This window comes from Minwuia sp. (assembly GCF_048007105.1).
GTDB lineage: Bacteria > Pseudomonadota > Alphaproteobacteria > Minwuiales > Minwuiaceae > Minwuia.
Genome location: NZ_CP180352.1, coordinates 621,351 through 637,302 on the forward strand (window position 1 = coordinate 621,351; position 15,952 = coordinate 637,302).

The following is a 15,952-nucleotide window of genomic DNA, read 5'->3' on the forward strand; positions in this document are numbered from 1 at the left end:
CCCTCCCCCTCCGAGGGGGAGGGTTGGGTGGGGGTGGGAGCAGCTCAGGCGTCTGTCATTCTTCCATCAGCGCGGCCGACCCCCACCCGTCGCTGCGCGCCGGCCTCCCCCTGCCAGGGGGAGGCTTTGTATGATCAGGCCCGTTGCCACCGGATCGTCGTCAGGCGTAGGGCACGGCGACCTTGCCGATCTTCTCCCGGGCGATGATCATCTTCTGGATCTGGGCCGTGCCGTCGCCGATCTGCAGCCCCATGATGTCGCGCAGGCGCTGCTGGTGCGGGGTGCCCTTGTCGTAGCCCATGTGGCCATGCAGCAGCAGGCACTGGTGCACCGTCTCGAAGGCGGTCTGCGGGGCGAACCACTTGCACATCGCGGCCTCGGCCGTGTGCTTCATGCCCTGATCGCGCAGCCAGAGAGTCTGGAAGCAGAGCAGTTCCGCCGCCCGGATCTTGGTCTCGGCGACCGCCAGAGGCTCGGTCACGCCCTGATACTTGGCGATCGGGTTGCCGAAGGCGTGGCGTTCCTGCACCCACTCCCAGGTCTCTTCCAGCGAGGCCTTGGCGCAGCCCAGCACCTGCAGTCCGATCAGCGCCCTGGAATAGTCGAAACCGGCCATCACCTCGCGGAAGCCCGAGCCCTCGGCGCCGAGGCGCTGGTCGTCGGAGACCCGGACATTATCGAAGAAGACCGAACCGCGGCCGACCGCGGTCGAGCCGACATCGTCGAAGGTCGATGTGCTGACGCCCTCGGCGTTCATCGGCACCAGGAAGGCGGTGACGCCCCGGGCGCCGTCGGCCTCGGTCCCGGTGCGGGCGACGGCGATGATCCAGTCCGCCTGCGCGGCACAGGAGATCGAGGTCTTCTCGCCGTTCAGGACGTAGCCGGCATTGGTGCGCTCGGCCTTCGTGACCAGGTTGGCCGCATCGGAGCCGCCCCGCGGTTCGGTCAGGCCCAGCGCGATGATGTCGTCGCCCGAGGTCAGCCGCGGCACGCAGGCATTCTTCATTTCCGGCGTCGCGTGCTTGGCGACGATATCGCCCAGCAGGGAGGTCAGCAGCGGATAGTAGGAGACGGAAAGGTCGCCCCAGCCGATCTCCTCGATCAGCATGCCCGACGTCACGCCGTCGATCCCGGACCCGCCGAACTCCTCCGGCAGGTCGGCGCCGACCAGCCCGAGCGAACCCATCTCCTTCAGCAGGCCGTCCTCGACCCTGCCGTCCTTTTCGCGCTGCTGATAGCGCGGCTTCAGCTTGTCGGCGGCGAAGCGGTGCGCGGTGTCGCGAAACGCTTCCTGTTCCTCGGTAAATCCGAACTGCATGCTCTCGGTCCTCCCCGGCGGGAGACTAGATGAGCACGGGCGGCCTGCCTACCACGCGACGCCGTCGTAGCGGCCCTTCTCGCTCTTCTCGTTCATCACGCGGACGAAATCGACGAGGATCTGGCCCTCGCGCATCATTTCCGGGACACGGCGGAAGGCGGGATCGCCATTGCCGATCACCAGCACCTCGGCGTGATCGATGACCTCCTGCACCGAATCGACCATCAGGTTCGAGATGTGCGGGATGGTCTTCATGATGTAGTCGCGGTTGGCGCCGGTCAGCCGGGCGAGGCTGACGTTCTTGTCGTAGAGCTTCAGGTCGACGCCCTTGCCCAGCAGCCGCTCGATCACCTCCACCAGCGGGCTTTCGCGCAGGTCGTCGGTGTTCGCCTTGAAGGAGAAACCCAATACGCCGACCTTCCGCTTGCCCTTGGCCAGCACCATGTCGACGCCGGCCTGCACCTGCCAGACATTGGACGGCAGCACCGCGTTCAGCATGTGCACCGGCAGGTCGAGCTCGCGCGCCTTGTAGGTGATCGCGCGCAGGTCCTTGGGCAGGCAGGAGCCGCCGAAGGCGAAGCCGGGGCGCAGGTAATAGGGCGAGATGTTCAGCTTCGTATCCTGGCAGAAGATATCCATGACCTTGTGGCTGTCGATGCCCAGCTTCTTGGAGATCAGGCCGATCTCGTTGCCGAAGGTCACCTTCACCGCGTGCCAGGCGTTGTCGGCATATTTCACCATCTCCGCGACCTCGATCTCGGTGCGGATCAGCGGCGCGTCGAGATGGCCGTACAGGCTCGCCAGCGCGTCGCCGGATTTCGGGTCGCTCTCGCCGATCACCGTCTTGGGCGGTTCGCGGAAGTCGCGCACCGCCGAGCCCTCGCGCAGGAACTCCGGATTGTTGCAGACGCCGAAATCTACCCCGGCTCTCTTGCCCGAGGCCTTCTCCAGGATCGGGATCACGGTGCCGCGGATGGTGCCCGGCAGCATGGTCGAGCGGATGACGACAATGTGGAACTCGGCCTTGTTTTTCAGGACCGCGCCGATCTCCTCGCAGACCTTCTCGAGGTATTTCAGGTCCAGATTGCCATTCTGCTGGCTGGGCGTCCCGACGCAGACCAGAGAGAGCTGCGTCCGCTCGACGGCTTCCCGCGCGTCGGTGGTCGCCGACAGCCGCTTCGACGCGACCGCCTCCTCCATCAGTTCGGCCAGGCCCGGCTCCACGATCGGCGACTTGGCCTGGTTGATCAGATCAACCTTGGTCTGGTTCGGGTCCACGCCGATGACGATGTGGCCGTCCGAGGCGAAGCAGGCCGCGGACACATTGCCGACATAGCCCATGCCGAAGACGCTGAGACGCATGAATTTTTCCCCTCGTTAAAGGGCGCCTGCCGGCGCCGCGCTATCCTGTGACAGATTCCGTGCCGCCCACAACCAGACGGAAGACGCAGTCCTGATCGGTCGCGACCTGCCCGGAAAAGACGATCCGCGGTGCCGGTTCGCGCACGCCGAAGGACGGCGAATGCCAGCCGCGCTCCGGCCGCGTGCGGCCGGTCTCGACCCAGCCCGGCAGCCCGCCTTCGTGCAGGATCGCCAGCACCACACCCTCGTCACCGCGAACGGCAAAGCCGGTGCCCACAGCCTCGACCTCGAAGCGGGGCGATACCAGAAACCCGATTTCGACCCGGTGCACGCCGCGCGCGCCGGTCAGCCGGTCGGCGATGCGGAACGTGTTGGGCGAAATCCGTTCCACCCGGCGCTGGTGGCGGACGCCATGGGCCTCCAGATAGCCGTCATGGCTGGCCGTCAGCGCCCAGGCGTCGGCATCGCCCGACTGGGCATCGATCCGGGCCGCGGCCTTGCGGGCCCAGTTGAACGGCCCCGAGATTTCCGAACTGTTCTCGCCGGACAGCGTCAGCGTGTTGTGGGCGACGGTGCCGCGGAAGTGGTCCCGCCACTCATGGCCGGCATGATAGAGATAGGTGCCGGCGTCGATCAGCACCGGCTGCCCCCCGACATGCAGCCAGACCGCCAGCGTGTCGGCATGGCCGTGCGCCGCGATCGACAGATAGCCCAGATCGCCATGATCGAAGACCAGCAGGTGATCGGGCACGCCGCCGCGCGCCGGCCGGCGGTCGACCGTGTAGCCGCCGTCGGTGAAATGCCGGACCCCGGATGGCCACGCCGGATCGGGACGGGGCGCCGGGAACAGCGCATTGCGGAAATGCGGTACCGGCACGGGGGGCGCCATGGCAGCCTCGCCCGTGGCGCTGGCAATGCAGCTCATCACCGAGTTCACCGTGTCCTCGACACCCATGCCGTTGCCGAGGACGTGGCTGTCGTCATCGTCGCCGATGCGCGGCTGGTTGCCGGCGCTGTCGGTGATCCACTTCAGGAACTCGCCGGCCCGCGCAATCCGCTGCCAGTAGCCCTTGGCGAAGGGCTTCTCCAGCCGTTGTCCCAGATCGCCTGAGAGCAGCAGCCATTCCAGCGTCAGAGCCGCATAGGCCGGCGACTGTTCGCGGCCCACGCCGTCCGGCGCGATCTGCGCCTCGGCCAGCTGCTCCAGCGTCCGGCGGCCGTAGTTCCGCCAGCGTCCCGCGCCCGGCAGATCCGGCGCCAGGCTGCCGAGCAGGAACAGCGCCGCCGCTTCCGCGACCAGATGATTGTTGGCGGAGGAGTAGCGCGACGGGAAACGCTCGATCCACCAGCCATGCTGGTAGAGCGAGCGCAGGATCCTGCGCCGTTCCGCGTCGCCGATATGGTCCGCCAGCAGGCTGCAGACGACCAGGATGGAGACGATGCGCAGCGCGGCCTCGATCATCGACGGCCAGTTGACGCCGCAATAGGGCGGGTTCTCCTCGATCCAGTCGAGCAGGTGATCGAGGCAGAGCCGCGCCGCGGCGGCGTCCTCCGCAATCAGCGCGTAGGCGGCGAGCGGCTGGAGATACTGCAGCCGGGAAATCTCCCAGACATTCTTGACGTCGCCGAAGGCTTCGGCGTGGCGGTAGGGGATGTCGAAGCAGTAGGCGCTGGCCGGCCAGCGGTCGCCGGTCACCGGGTCCATGTGCCAGTCCGGCAGGCCGCGCCCGTCCGGCGGCGCGGGCCAGACGATGCCGAGAAACTCGAAGCGACAGGCCTCGACCGCCTCCCGGTGCCGCGCCCAGCGCTCCATAAGCGCCGGATCGGCGGCCAGCCGTCCGGCGCCCTCGGCCAGTCCCGGCCAGACCGGCAGCGTCATGGAACCGGGGTCGTAGTTGCGCACCGAACCAGGCACGCGGAGCTTGTAGGCCTGCCGGCGCGCCATCTCGCCGAAGCGGTGGGCGACTTCCCCCGACGACATCGCCGCCAACCGGTTTCGGTACCAGCGCACGCGCCGGATCAGCCGTGTCAGACCGTCCTGGGAGCGGGCCTCGGTCATGCGGCGCGCTTCCCGAGCAGGGTCTCGTAGCCCGCCTCCAGCCGTTCCAGAACCCGTTCCGCCGTGAACTGCCGCCGGAGCCGCTCTTGCGCGGCGGCAACCAGCCGGAGCCGCAGGTCGGCGTCTTCCGCCAGCCGCCGGATCATTTCAGCCAGCGCCGCATCGTCGCCGGGCTGCATGACCAGCGCCTCGACTTCATGCTCGACGATTTCCGGCACTGCGCCGACCGGGGTCGCGATGCAGGCGCAGCCCGCGGCCATCGCCTCCAGCAGGCTGTTGGGAAAGCCCTCGCCGAAGGACGGCATCAGGAAGATGTCGCCCTGACGCAGTTCGGCGAGGAACTGCGCATGATCCATGAAGCCCGTCAGCTCGATATCCTGCGGCAGACCTTCGGCCTCGATCTGCGACTTGAGTGGGTCGATCACCGCCACAAACCGGAGCGAAACAGCCAGATCAGCGATTTTTTCGTGCTTCAGAGCCGCAATCACGACCTGCGCACCTTTTCGGACCGACTCCGATCCGGCGAAGAAGACGACCCGCGGCGGCGTGTTGCGCGGCGCATCGACCGGCACGATGGTCGCTTCGGGGATGGAATTGTAGAGGACGATCACATCGCCGGACCGGCCGACGCCGGCCAGATAGCTGCGCCAGCTTTCCGACTGCACGATCAGGATATCAGGGGCTGCGACGCCGCGGCGGATCAGCGCCTGCACCCGGGGCGACGAGCCTTCGTAGAACTTGTCGAAGACGCCGCCGAGCCGGAGCATGGTCGGCCGCCGGAACAGCTTCGCCATCATCAGGTAGAGGCAGCTTTCCCAGAAGGTCTGGAAGTCCGAGGACTGGATCTGCACCAGATCGATACGGCGGAAGACCAGAACGAAGGGGAAGGTGACCAGATGCCAGAGCGTCACCCAGCCGGCCTTCAGCAGCCGCCCGATACCGCCCTTGAACATCGCCGCGTAACCGTAATTGTCGACGACGTTCTTCTTCGCGGGCCGCGATGTGGTGTGGGGCACGAAGTCGAAGCGGTCCGACAGCCCGGATCCGATGACGTTGAGCATGAAGGTGGTGACGCCGCCGCGGGTCGGCGGAAACGGACCGACCATCAGCACCCGAGGCTTTCTGCCCGCGTCACCCAACTGGACCGTACTCCCCTCCGGCACCGGATGCCCCGATAGGCACAAGCCGCAACACAAGATATACAGGGCGGCGGATGCAAGTTGTCTGCCGGTCTAGAGCCGGGTTCGACACAAAGTCAATCGGGGCCGGCGCATGCTGTGGAAACTGTTCAGGAAATTCTCCGGCCGTTCGCGCGCGAAGCGGGCCCAGATGTTCCGCGACAGTTTCCCGATCGGACCGGAGACCACCATCCTGGATCTGGGCGGCGGCACCGGCGGGCATATCGCATCGGTGCTCGGCGGTCCCGCGGCGGTGACCGTCGCCGACATCTCCGAAAGCGATCTGGCCGAGGCGGCGAAGCGGGGCTTCCGCACCGTCCAGTTGACCGGCGACGAGGACGTCCTGCCCTTCGACGATGGCGCCTTCGACATCGTCTTCTGTTCCTCGGTGATCGAACATGTCACCGGACCGAAGGAAGAGATGCGCTGGATGACCGACGACAGGCGCTTCAACGACATGGCTGACCGCTTTCAGGGACAGTTCGCGTCGGAGTTGCGGCGGGTCTCGAAGGGCTATTTCGTTCAGACGCCCTACAAGTACTTCCCCGTCGAGAGCCATTCCTGGCTGCCGGTGTTCATCGTCATGATGCCGCGCTGGATGATGGTGCCGACGATCCGCTTCACCAACCGGTTCTGGCCCAAGGGCACGCGGCCGGATTTCCGCCTGCTGACCCGGCGCGGGATGCAGGATCTGTTTCCCGATGCCTCGATCCTCGAAGAGCGCTCGGGCGGCTTCACGAAATCGTTGATCGCCGTCCGCAAGGGCTGACCCGCCTGCCCCGTTCTTGCATGGTGCGCCCCGTCACGTAACCGGAGTTCCCATGATGCGACGTATCACGCTCGGCCTGTTCCTGTTTTGCATGAGCGCCGCATTCTGGACGGGACATGCCGAGGACCGCCCCGACCCGTGGCTCTACTATATCGAGACCCTGCCGGAGACGAACGAGGTCAGCGACTGGCTGTCGCCCGAGACGGCGCTGGAGATGCCCGTCTACCCGTTCAACGAAGCCGTGGTGGTCCAGAACCCGCCGGTCTTCCGCTGGCGCTACGGCGGCGAGGACCTTAACTACGAAGTCGAGATCGAAGCGCTGGACGGTCAGACGGAGACCGTGCACCGGATCACCGAATACAATCACCTGCAGCTCAACGCGCCGCTGGCGCAGGGGCCGTGGCGCTGGCGCGCCCGCCGCTGGCACGACCGCAGCGGCGCGGAGGGCTGGAGCGGCTGGCGCAACTTCCGGATCCACGAGAAGGCGCATGTCTTCGTCGCGCCATCGGTGCAGGAGGCCTGGGAGCGCGCGACGGCGGCGCGGCACCCCCGCAGCTTCCCCGGCAAGGAGGGCTTCAACGAGCTTCGCCGCGACCTGCGCCAGGGCGAGCGGAAGCCGATCTTCGCTGATGTGCTGAAGAACGTCGGCGAGAACTTCATCAATGGCGAACTGGACCCGGAACCGCCGACCGCCACCTTCGAGGTCGAGGACTTCTACGAGCGCATCCGCGTCGCGAAGTTCATCGCCCAGGTCGTGAACAAGGCCACCGTTCAGCTCGGGACCACGGTCTACACCTATCACCTGACCCGCGATGAGGCGCAGATGAAGGAAGCCTGGCGCCGGGCGATGGTGCTGGCGTCGTGGGATCCCGACCATTCGACCGGCGTGCGCTCCTCGGATCTGTCGAACCTCCGGATCGCGCTGGCGCTGGCGCTGGTCTACGACATCACCCACAAGCACATGGACGAGGCGACCGAGGCCGAGCTGCGGCGTATGATCGAGTACCGCACCCAGGCGGCCTTCGACGAATATGTCGTGAATCCGCGCCGCGCGCTGGAGTTCAAGCCCTACAACAGCCACGGCTTCCGGCAGGCCGGCGCGGTGACCGCCATCGCCTCGCTGATGGCGAAGGACACACCCCGAGCGCGCAACTGGTTCTTCCGCACCTATCCGATCTATCTGGCCGTCAACAATCCCTGGGGCGGCGAGGACGGCGGCTTCGGCAACGGCGTGAACTACGGCATCTGGGACGCCGTCAACAACATGCACTACTGGGACATCATCCGGAACGCCATCGGCGTCGATCCAGCCCAGATGGGCTGGCCGAAGCAGGCCGGCGTCTTCTTCAGCTATCTGGTGCCGCCGGGCACGCCGAACTCCGCCTTCGGCGACGGCGGCGAGAACCACTTTCCCGACATCTGGGCCCTTGTGGCGATGATGTACCGCCAGCGGATCGACACACCGATCAGCCGGCGCTTCGCCAGCCAGTGGGAGCCGGAGCGGCAGGAGTTCTACCTGCATCTCTACGGCCCGCTCTACGAGCAGCCGGAACGCCCCTTCCTTGCCGCCTCGCATCCGGACCTGCCGGACACGGCGATCTTCCCGTCCATCGGCTGGGTGGTGATGCATTCGGAGCTGGACGATCCGGAACGCTATTCGATCCTGTTCAAGTCCAGCCCCTATGGCAGCTTCAGCCACAGCCACGCCGACCAGAACAGCTTCATCATCAACGGCCGCCGGGAATCGCTCGCCATCGACAGCGGCTACTACGACACATGGAAATCGAAGCACCATCTCGCCTGGACCATGCAGACGAAGGCGCACAACGCCATCACCTTCGACGGCGGGCAGGGTCAGCCGGAGCAGGAGCGCGCGGCGCAGGGGAAGATCACCAACTTCGCCCGCTGCAGCGGACATGACATGGCCACCGGCGACGCGACCGCGGCCTATATGGGCGCGCTGACGAAGGCGAAGCGCACCATCGCGCATATCCGGCCCGGCATGGCGCTGATCCATGACGATCTCGCCTCGGACGAGCCACGCACCTGGGAGTGGAACCTGCATGCCTGGGAAGCGATCATCGAGGAGGCCCCGGGCCGGCTGAAGATCACAAAGGGCGAGGGCCAGGCCTGTTTCCGCGTGCTCGCGGCGCCGGACTTCACCACCAGCCAGACCGACGCCTTCCCCGAGGACCCGGATCCCTTCTTCGTGCCGGACTGGAAGAACCAGTGGCACGTGACGCTGGCGACGACCGAGAAGTCCACCGAGGCGCAGTTCCTCGTCGCCGTCGATCTCGGTTGCACCGGCGCCGAGTTCGGCGAACCGGAACCCCTCGAGGGCGGCGGATTCCGCGTGCTGGCCGGCAACAACGCGGTCGAGATCACCGGCGACGGCGCCGTCGTCACGCCGCTCGGCCCGGTGGCTGCCGGCGCACAATGCCCGATCCCCGCGAAGAAGGTCGGCCAGCTGGCCGCGAACTGATTCGCCTCGGCGTCATCCCGGCCCTGAGCCGGGATCCGGGACAGCGGCAGTTGCATGGCATCAGCCAGGGGCACACTGCAAGACTCTGAAGCCCCCGGGCCTGACCCGGGGGCCTCGGGGTTCAACCGCCGCGGCGTTGCCGTCCCAGGTCCCCGGGTCAGGCCCGGGGACGGCAGGAGGAGAAGCTATGTCCCGCTGAACGCCGGCGCGCGTTTCTCGACGAAGTGGGCGACGCCCTCCCTGAAGTCGTCTGATTCGAAGCTGCCGGGCATCTCCGAATTCGCGGTCAGGATGGCGCTTTCCAGGTTCTGGTGCAGGGCGGTGTAGACCTGCGCCTTCATCACCCGCATCGATCGGGGCGAGACCATGGTCGCCAATTCCTCGGCATAGGCGCGGCATTCGTCCATGAACTTTTCAGTTTCAATGATGCGGCCGACCAGACCCATTTCCTTCGCCTCGTCCGCGCGGACCTTGCGGGCCGACATCAGCAGGTCCAGCGCATTGGCGTGGCCCACCAGCGCCGGAAGCATCCAGGAAATGCCATGCTCGGCGATCAGGCCGCGGCGCGAGAAGGCGGTGGTGAAGACCGCCGAATCCGATGCAAAGCGCATGTCGCAATAGAGCGCCATGACCATGCCGAGGCCTGCGCAGGGGCCGTTGATCGCGCCAAGGATCGGCTTCGGCACGGTCGGGAAATAGGTGTAGCGCATGCCGTAGTCGCGGCTGAGCTGCAGCCCGCCGGGAATGGAATTGTTCACCGGCATGACGGTCTGGATCCGGCTCTTCGCCTTCTCCGCCTCGTCCTGCAGGCCCCCGAGCAGGTTCATGTCCGCCCCGGCGCAGAAGCCGCGTCCCGCGCCGGTCAGGATGATGGCGCGCACGCTGTCATCCTTCGTCGCCTCGGTCATGGCCTCGTGGACCTCGCGCTCCATGACCCGCGTCCAGGCGTTGAGCTGCTCCGGCCGGTTCAGGCTGATGGTCAGTACCGGGCCGTCCTTTTCGTAGAGAATTTCCGAGAAACCCATATCATCCTCCCCTGATGGTTGCGTCGATGATGGCCCAGGGGGGAGGGCGATGAAAGCGTTCGAAATCCATGTCAGCGACGACGAAATCGCAGACCTGAAGGCCCGGCTGGCCGCCACGCGCTGGCCGCGTGAGGAGCCGGCCGCCGACCGCTGGGCCTATGGCGCCGACATGGCCTATGTGAAGGAACTCTGCGCGTACTGGGAGACGGCGTTCGACTGGCGCGCCGTGGAACGGCAGATCAACCGCTTCGACAACTTCACCACCGAGATCGAGGGCGTCGATATCCACTTCATGGTGGAGAAGGGCTCGGGCGCAAATCCGGTCCCGTTGCTGCTGACCCATGGCTGGCCCGGATCGGTCGTCGAGTTCCTGGAGATCATCGAGAAGCTGGCCCATCCCGGCCGCTTCGGCGGCGATCCGGAAGAGGGCTTCACCGTGATCGCGCCGAGCCTGCCGGGCTACGGCTTTTCCGGCGCACCGAAGCAGCCGATCGACTGCCGCGACGTCGCCCGCATGTGGCGGACGCTGATGGTCGACGTGCTGGGCCACGAACGCTTCATCGCCCAGGGCGGCGACTGGGGCTCGCTGGTCACGTCATGGCTGGCGGCCGATCACGGCGATGTCTGCATCGGCGCGCATCACAACATGTGGATCATGCGGCCGGCGAATGTCAGCGGCGAACGGGCGCCGGACGCGGAGGAACTGGCCTGGATCGAGAGCCGCAAGGCAGCCATGGCCACCGAAACCGCCTATCAGGCGATCCAGGGCACCAAGCCGCAGACCCTGGCCTACGGCCTCACCGATTCGCCCGCGGGCCTTGCCGGCTGGATCGCCGAGAAGTTCCGCACCTGGGGCGACACCCATGGCGATATCGAGAGCCGATTCCCGAAGGACCGGCTGCTGGCCAACATCGCGCTCTACTGGTTCACTGGCACGATCAACAGCTCGACCTGGATGTACTGCTCGATCCCGCTGGGCAGGAATTTCGGCCCCGACGAGGGCCAGCGAATCGAGACGCCGGTCGGCGTGGCCCGGTTTCCGGGCGACATCTTCGCCGTGCCGCCGCGGCAATGGGTCGAGCGCATGGCCAATGTCGTGCACTGGACGGACATGCCGAAGGGCGGGCACTTCGCGGCGATGGAGGAGCCGGACCTGCTGGCCGACGACATCCGCGACTTCGCCCGTCTGGTGCTCTGAGGCACGGCTTCGGCGGTTCAGATGCGGTTCAGTAACGCAACGCATTCTGGCGGCGAGCAGGAAGCCCCATATAGGCGTAGACCCGGGCGGCCGCCGCCCCAGACGGATGGATCGAGATGAACGAGCTGGCAGAAACAAGAACAACAACAAGGGCACTCGGCCTGGCCGTGGCGCTGGCAGCCGCCCTGTCGGCCTGCACACCGACGGTCGCGGTGCAGGCGCCGCAGGAACCGATTACCGTCAACCTGAACATCAAGCTTGACGCCGATGTGCGCGTGCGGCTTGAAGAAAAGGCGAAGACGGACGTGGCGAAGAATCCGGGGATTTTCTGATGTTCCGCACGATCATTCTTGCCCTGGCCCTGGTGCTGGGGCTGGCCGGCGCTGCCTCGGCGCAGTCGCTCGATGCGCTGCGCGCCAACGGCTCGGTCGGGGAGCGCTATGACGGCCTCGCCGTCGCGCGGGATCCCGCCGCCGCCGGCTTCGTCGACCAGGTCAACCAGCAGCGGCTGGACATCTACCGCCAGCGCGCGAAGGAACAGGGCGTCGGCGTGGAACAGGTCGGCCAGGTCTATGCCGAACAGATCCGCGGAACCTCGCCGCAGGGCACATGGTTTCTGGACAGGAACGGCCGCTGGCGGCAATAAGACTCTCCTTCGTTCCGGGAGGGGATCATGTTCGGACAGCTGAGACTCGATAACCGCATCGCGCTCGTCACCGGCGGCAGCAAGGGGCTCGGCCGCGCCATGGCGCTGGGGCTGGCCTCCGCCGGCGCGACCGTCTTCGTCGCCGCGCGCACGGAAGAGCCGCTGCAGGAACTCGTCACCGAGATCGAGGCCAAGGGCGGCAAGGCCGACTACCGCCTGCTGGACGTCACCGACGAGGCCGCCTGCATCGAGGTCGTGAATTCGGTGATCAGGGACCGCCGGCGTCTGGACATTCTGGTCAACAATGCCGGCGCCATCCACCGCGCGCCGCTGCTCGAGAGCAACACCGACGACTACCGCCATGTGGTCGAGACCAACCTGATCTCGCTCTACGTGCTGGCCCGAGAGGCCGCGCGGCACATGTCCGAGCGCGGCTACGGCCGGATCATCAATATCGGCTCGGTGATGAGCACCATCGCCCGGCCCAACATCTCCTCCTATGCGGCGACCAAGCATGCGGTCGCCGGCCTGACCAAGTCGCTGGCCGTGGAACTCGCGCCGATGGGCATCAACGTCAACGGCATCGGTCCGGGCTACTTCGGGACCGAGTTCAACGCGCCGCTGATGGCCGACGCGGAATTCACCGCCATGGTCGAGAGCCGGACGCCGGTCGGCCGCTGGGCGCGGCCCGAGGAAATCGCCGGCGCGGCCATCTTTCTGGCCTCCGAGGCGGCGTCCTACGTGACCGGGCACATGCTCTATGTCGACGGCGGAATGACCGTCAAGCTGTAAGCCCCTGCTACCTCTGACGATTTTCGCACTGGATCAGCACAATCGTTCCGGTTGCCAACCGTTCGCAGTTTCTTAAGGCCTTCGCGCAAAAATCCCCGCCTCGCCCAACCGCAGGTTGACGGGATTCGGTCCGGCACGCTGCCGGCGCCGGAACCTGACGAAGCGGTGAAGGAGACGGCACCGGACGGCCACCTGAACGGCCGCCCGGAAACGGGGAAACAGTCGAAAGCCGGTTTCGGACCGGCGGCGCAGCGAACAGGACAGTAGCAGAATGGGCAATGCGATCGGCCGCATCATCAAGCGCGGCGATGACCAGAAGCGTGACAAGGCAGCCAATGACGACGAGGCCGGCGGCAACAACAGCCGCGGCGGCGCTTTCGGATTTCTCCGGAGCGTCGGCGTCGGCCCGAAGCTCTATGTGGCGTTCGGCGCCATCGCTGCAGCAACCCTGGTGGCCGGCGGCATCGCCGTGCTGTCGTTCCGCGACGCGGGCAATGCCCTGACCCGGCTGACCGGCGAATCGATACCGGTCGTGGTCGAATCCCTGCTGTCCTCGCAGTCTGGCGCGCTGATCGTCGCCAACGCCCCTCGTCTCGCCGTCGTGAAGACCGACGCCGAGCGCAAGGGCATCCGCAGCGCGATCGACGAGGAATTCGACCGGCTCAAGAAGCATGTGACACTCATTTCCGGACGCGGCGTCGAAGGCGCGGATGACGCTGCCGGCCTGACCGACGATCTGGCAGGCAAGATCGACATCCTGGACCGGCAGGTTCAGGTCCGGCTGAAAGCCTACGACGCCCGCAAGAACGCGATGGCGGATGCCTATTATGCCTATCTCGATCTGATCGACCTGCTGAACCCGGCCGTCGATGCCGCTCGCACCGAGATGATCAACGCCATCGAGAAGGCGACCGAGGCCAACCGCGAAGGCGTGCGCGGCCTTATGGACAACGAGGTGCAGACCGTGTCTGCCAGCCTGAAGGTCCGGGCGCTGTCGGCGGAGCTCCGCCTGATCGCCGCCCAGACGCTGCAGGTTGACGAACTGGACGGCCTGCCGCCGCTGCGCGAACGCTTCGGCGCCGCCGCCGCGGAGCTGAAGAAGGCGCTGGCCTCGCTGCCCGAGGGCGGCCAGAATGACGAGCTTCGCCAGGCCGCCATGGCCATGGTCGAGATCGGCGGCCGCGAGGGCGGCGTGTTCGACGTCCGCAACAAGGAGCTCGATTTCTCATTCGCCGTCCGGCAGGACACCCGCGAGAAGCGCGCGCAGCTCGATCAGGACATGAACGCCGTCTCCGGACAGTTGATCGCGACGACCGCCGAGATCGTCGACGACGCGACTTTCGATCTGGAAGTCGGCGGCGACAACATCGCCTACAAGACCTCCGAAACGGTCTCCGATCTGGTGATCAACGACGTCAACCGCATCCGGGGGCTGCTGACAATGGTCGCGCAGGCCAACCTCTATGAAGGCCTGATGCTCAAGATTGCATCCGCCGACAGTGCCGCGAGCGTCGAGTATTCGCTGAAGGATGTGGAAGCCGCCGCAGAGGGCGTCATGGAAGGCGCCCGCGCGGCCCGCCTCGGCGAGGACAGCGAGATCGTGCAGGCCGCCGGCAAGCTGTTCGCCTACGGCAAGGGCGACACCGGTGTGCCCGCGCTGCGGATTGCCGAACTGTCGGCCGTCAACGAGGCCGAAACCGCCATGCTTCAGACGGCGACCATCGCCAATTTCCTGACCGGTGCGATGGAGCAGATGGTGACCCGCGCGACCGCCGCCGGCGACGCCACCGCCGCCGACGTGCAGCAGACGCTGGATCTGAACGTCATCGTGCTCAGCATCGTGGCCGGCGGTTCCCTGCTGATGGCGGTGCTGCTCGGCTGGCTGCTTGTCCGCAACGGCGTCGTGCGCCAGCTGAAGGCGCTGGAACAGGTCATGGGCCGGCTGACCGATGGCGACCTCGAGGCCCGGCTGCCGAAGTACCGCAACCGCGACGAGCTGGGCCGGATGGCCGACGCCGTCCGTGTCTTCCGCGCCAACGCCGTCGAGATGCGGCGCATGGAGCAGCAGCGGATCGAGGACGCCCGCCAGGCTGCGGAAGAGAAGCGCCTGGCCATGCACAACATGGCCGACGGATTCGAATCCGGTGTCCTGGGCGTCGTCGAGAGCGTCGCCAGCGCCGCGCAGTCGATGCGTTCGACCGCCGGCGACATGTCGGGCCTGGCCGAATCGGCCAGCGTCGAGGCCGAGAACGTCTCCGAAGCCGCCAAGCGCGCCACCGAGAACGTCCAGGCCGTCTCGGCGACCGCCACCGAACTGGCGTCCGCCGTCCAGGAAGTCGGCCAGAAGGTCATCGAAGCCGCCACCGCCGCCGATCAGGCGGTGCAGGAGGCCGGCAAGACCGACGAGGCCATGACGTCGCTGTCCTCGGCCGCCGAGAAAATCGGCAGCGTGGTCGACCTGATCAGCGACATTGCCGCCCAGACCAACCTGCTGGCGCTCAACGCGACCATCGAGGCCGCGCGCGCCGGCGAGGCGGGCAAGGGCTTCGCGGTCGTCGCCACCGAGGTCAAGGAACTGGCCGACCAGACCACCGCGGCGACCGGCGAGATCCGCGCCCAGGTGGAAGGCATCCGCAGCGCCAGCAGCCATTCGGCCGAGGCGATCCAGATGATCCGCCAGCGCATCGAGCAGCTGCACACCACCAACGTCATGGTGGCCGCGGCGGTCGAGGAGCAGGTGGCCGCGATCAGTGACATCTCCGGCTCCAGCCGCGATGCCGCCGAAGCGGTCCTGGCGGTCTCGCAGCGGATCGTCGAGCTGTCGCAGGCGTCGAAACAGACCGGCGTCGCCTCGTCGGGCGTGCTGCAGGGCACGGATGTGCTGAACAGCTCGTCCACCGACCTGCGCCGTGTGGTCGACGACTTCCTCGGCAAGGTCCGCGCAGCCTAGCGCATAACCCTTCCGCTCGAGCCTCCCCTGCCGAGGGGGAGGGTTGGGCAGCGTCCAACACCTGCAGCCCCCGGGCCTGACCCGGGGGCTGCAGGATTCAACCGCCTCGGCTGTGGCAAGGACAGGTCCCCGGGTCGAGCCCGGGGACGGCAAGTTTGGGGCCGCCTTCGCGC

Annotated in this window: 12 protein-coding genes; 7 read left to right on the forward strand and 5 right to left on the reverse strand. The window is 66.8% G+C overall.

Translation table 11 applies throughout. The annotated features are described in order from the left end of the window. Nucleotides 1–160: 160 nt before the first annotated feature. From ACMVY4_RS02940 to ACMVY4_RS02955, 4 genes are read right to left on the reverse strand one after another with little or no spacing between them, the layout of a single operon-like run. Complete coding sequence (locus ACMVY4_RS02940; protein ID WP_416898702.1) at nucleotides 161–1,318, reverse strand: acyl-CoA dehydrogenase family protein; 1,158 nt, start codon at nucleotides 1,316–1,318, stop codon at nucleotides 161–163. Nucleotides 1,319–1,366: 48 nt separating this feature from the next. Beyond that, nucleotides 1,367–2,680, reverse strand: a complete 1,314-nt coding sequence (locus ACMVY4_RS02945) for a nucleotide sugar dehydrogenase (protein WP_416898703.1) — start codon at nucleotides 2,678–2,680, stop codon at nucleotides 1,367–1,369. A gap of 40 nt (nucleotides 2,681–2,720) precedes the next feature. After that, nucleotides 2,721–4,739: a heparinase II/III domain-containing protein gene (locus ACMVY4_RS02950; protein ID WP_416898704.1), complete on the reverse strand. Its 2,019-nt coding sequence runs from the start codon at nucleotides 4,737–4,739 to the stop codon at nucleotides 2,721–2,723. Further along, on the reverse strand, nucleotides 4,736–5,878 hold the full coding sequence (locus ACMVY4_RS02955; RefSeq protein WP_416898705.1) for a glycosyltransferase family 4 protein: 1,143 nt from the start codon (nucleotides 5,876–5,878) through the stop codon (nucleotides 4,736–4,738). Before ACMVY4_RS02955 ends, ACMVY4_RS02950 begins: the two co-directional genes overlap by 4 nt. A 133-nt stretch (nucleotides 5,879–6,011) precedes the next feature. Between ACMVY4_RS02955 and ACMVY4_RS02960 the strand changes: the two genes are divergently transcribed. After that, entirely contained in the window at nucleotides 6,012–6,686 is a 675-nt protein-coding gene (locus ACMVY4_RS02960) for a methyltransferase domain-containing protein (RefSeq protein ID WP_416898706.1), read from the forward strand. Nucleotides 6,687–6,738: 52 nt separating this feature from the next. After that, on the forward strand, nucleotides 6,739–9,168 hold the full coding sequence (locus ACMVY4_RS02965) for a DUF4962 domain-containing protein (RefSeq protein WP_416898707.1): 2,430 nt from the start codon (nucleotides 6,739–6,741) through the stop codon (nucleotides 9,166–9,168). 185 nt (nucleotides 9,169–9,353) lie between these two features. Here the strand turns inward: ACMVY4_RS02965 and ACMVY4_RS02970 are convergent, their stop codons facing one another. After that, a complete protein-coding gene (locus tag ACMVY4_RS02970; protein ID WP_416898708.1) occupies nucleotides 9,354–10,193 on the reverse strand; it encodes an enoyl-CoA hydratase in 840 nt (279 codons plus the stop codon). Nucleotides 10,194–10,242: 49 nt separating this feature from the next. On the opposite strand from ACMVY4_RS02970, the gene ACMVY4_RS02975 reads away from it, so the two are divergent. From ACMVY4_RS02975 to ACMVY4_RS02995, 5 genes are all read left to right on the forward strand, one after another. Further along, entirely contained in the window at nucleotides 10,243–11,391 is a 1,149-nt protein-coding gene (locus ACMVY4_RS02975; protein ID WP_416898709.1) for an epoxide hydrolase family protein, read from the forward strand. Between the two features lie 116 nt (nucleotides 11,392–11,507). Then, nucleotides 11,508–11,723, forward strand: a complete 216-nt coding sequence (locus ACMVY4_RS02980; protein WP_416898710.1) for a YnbE family lipoprotein — start codon at nucleotides 11,508–11,510, stop codon at nucleotides 11,721–11,723. Further along, nucleotides 11,723–12,037 carry a DUF1318 domain-containing protein gene (locus ACMVY4_RS02985; protein WP_416898711.1) on the forward strand — a complete coding sequence of 105 codons (315 nt, stop codon included), beginning with the start codon at nucleotides 11,723–11,725 and terminating at the stop codon, nucleotides 12,035–12,037. The genes ACMVY4_RS02980 and ACMVY4_RS02985 overlap by 1 nt, the downstream gene beginning before the upstream one ends. A gap of 27 nt (nucleotides 12,038–12,064) precedes the next feature. Further along, nucleotides 12,065–12,829, forward strand: coding sequence for a glucose 1-dehydrogenase (locus ACMVY4_RS02990; protein WP_416898712.1), 765 nt, complete (start codon nucleotides 12,065–12,067; stop codon nucleotides 12,827–12,829). A 271-nt stretch (nucleotides 12,830–13,100) separates the two neighbouring features. Continuing rightward, the gene (locus tag ACMVY4_RS02995) at nucleotides 13,101–15,779 is read left to right on the forward strand and encodes a methyl-accepting chemotaxis protein (protein ID WP_416898713.1); all 2,679 of its coding nucleotides are present in this window, start codon (nucleotides 13,101–13,103) and stop codon (nucleotides 15,777–15,779) included. Nucleotides 15,780–15,952 lie beyond the last annotated feature (173 nt).

What these genes read in the sequence shown, in the direction of transcription:
- ACMVY4_RS02950 (WP_416898704.1), bottom strand. Translation starts at nt 4,739, where the DNA reads ATGACCGAGGCCCGCTCCCAGGACGGTCTGACACGGCTGATCCGGCGC.
- ACMVY4_RS02965 (WP_416898707.1), top strand. Translation starts at nt 6,739, where the DNA reads ATGATGCGACGTATCACGCTCGGCCTGTTCCTGTTTTGCATGAGCGCC.
- ACMVY4_RS02980 (WP_416898710.1), top strand. Translation starts at nt 11,508, where the DNA reads ATGAACGAGCTGGCAGAAACAAGAACAACAACAAGGGCACTCGGCCTG.
- ACMVY4_RS02970 (WP_416898708.1), bottom strand. Translation starts at nt 10,193, where the DNA reads ATGGGTTTCTCGGAAATTCTCTACGAAAAGGACGGCCCGGTACTGACC.
- ACMVY4_RS02945 (WP_416898703.1), bottom strand. Translation starts at nt 2,680, where the DNA reads ATGCGTCTCAGCGTCTTCGGCATGGGCTATGTCGGCAATGTGTCCGCG.
- ACMVY4_RS02940 (WP_416898702.1), bottom strand. Translation starts at nt 1,318, where the DNA reads ATGCAGTTCGGATTTACCGAGGAACAGGAAGCGTTTCGCGACACCGCG.
- ACMVY4_RS02975 (WP_416898709.1), top strand. Translation starts at nt 10,243, where the DNA reads ATGAAAGCGTTCGAAATCCATGTCAGCGACGACGAAATCGCAGACCTG.
- ACMVY4_RS02985 (WP_416898711.1), top strand. Translation starts at nt 11,723, where the DNA reads ATGTTCCGCACGATCATTCTTGCCCTGGCCCTGGTGCTGGGGCTGGCC.
- ACMVY4_RS02990 (WP_416898712.1), top strand. Translation starts at nt 12,065, where the DNA reads ATGTTCGGACAGCTGAGACTCGATAACCGCATCGCGCTCGTCACCGGC.
- ACMVY4_RS02995 (WP_416898713.1), top strand. Translation starts at nt 13,101, where the DNA reads ATGGGCAATGCGATCGGCCGCATCATCAAGCGCGGCGATGACCAGAAG.
- ACMVY4_RS02960 (WP_416898706.1), top strand. Translation starts at nt 6,012, where the DNA reads ATGCTGTGGAAACTGTTCAGGAAATTCTCCGGCCGTTCGCGCGCGAAG.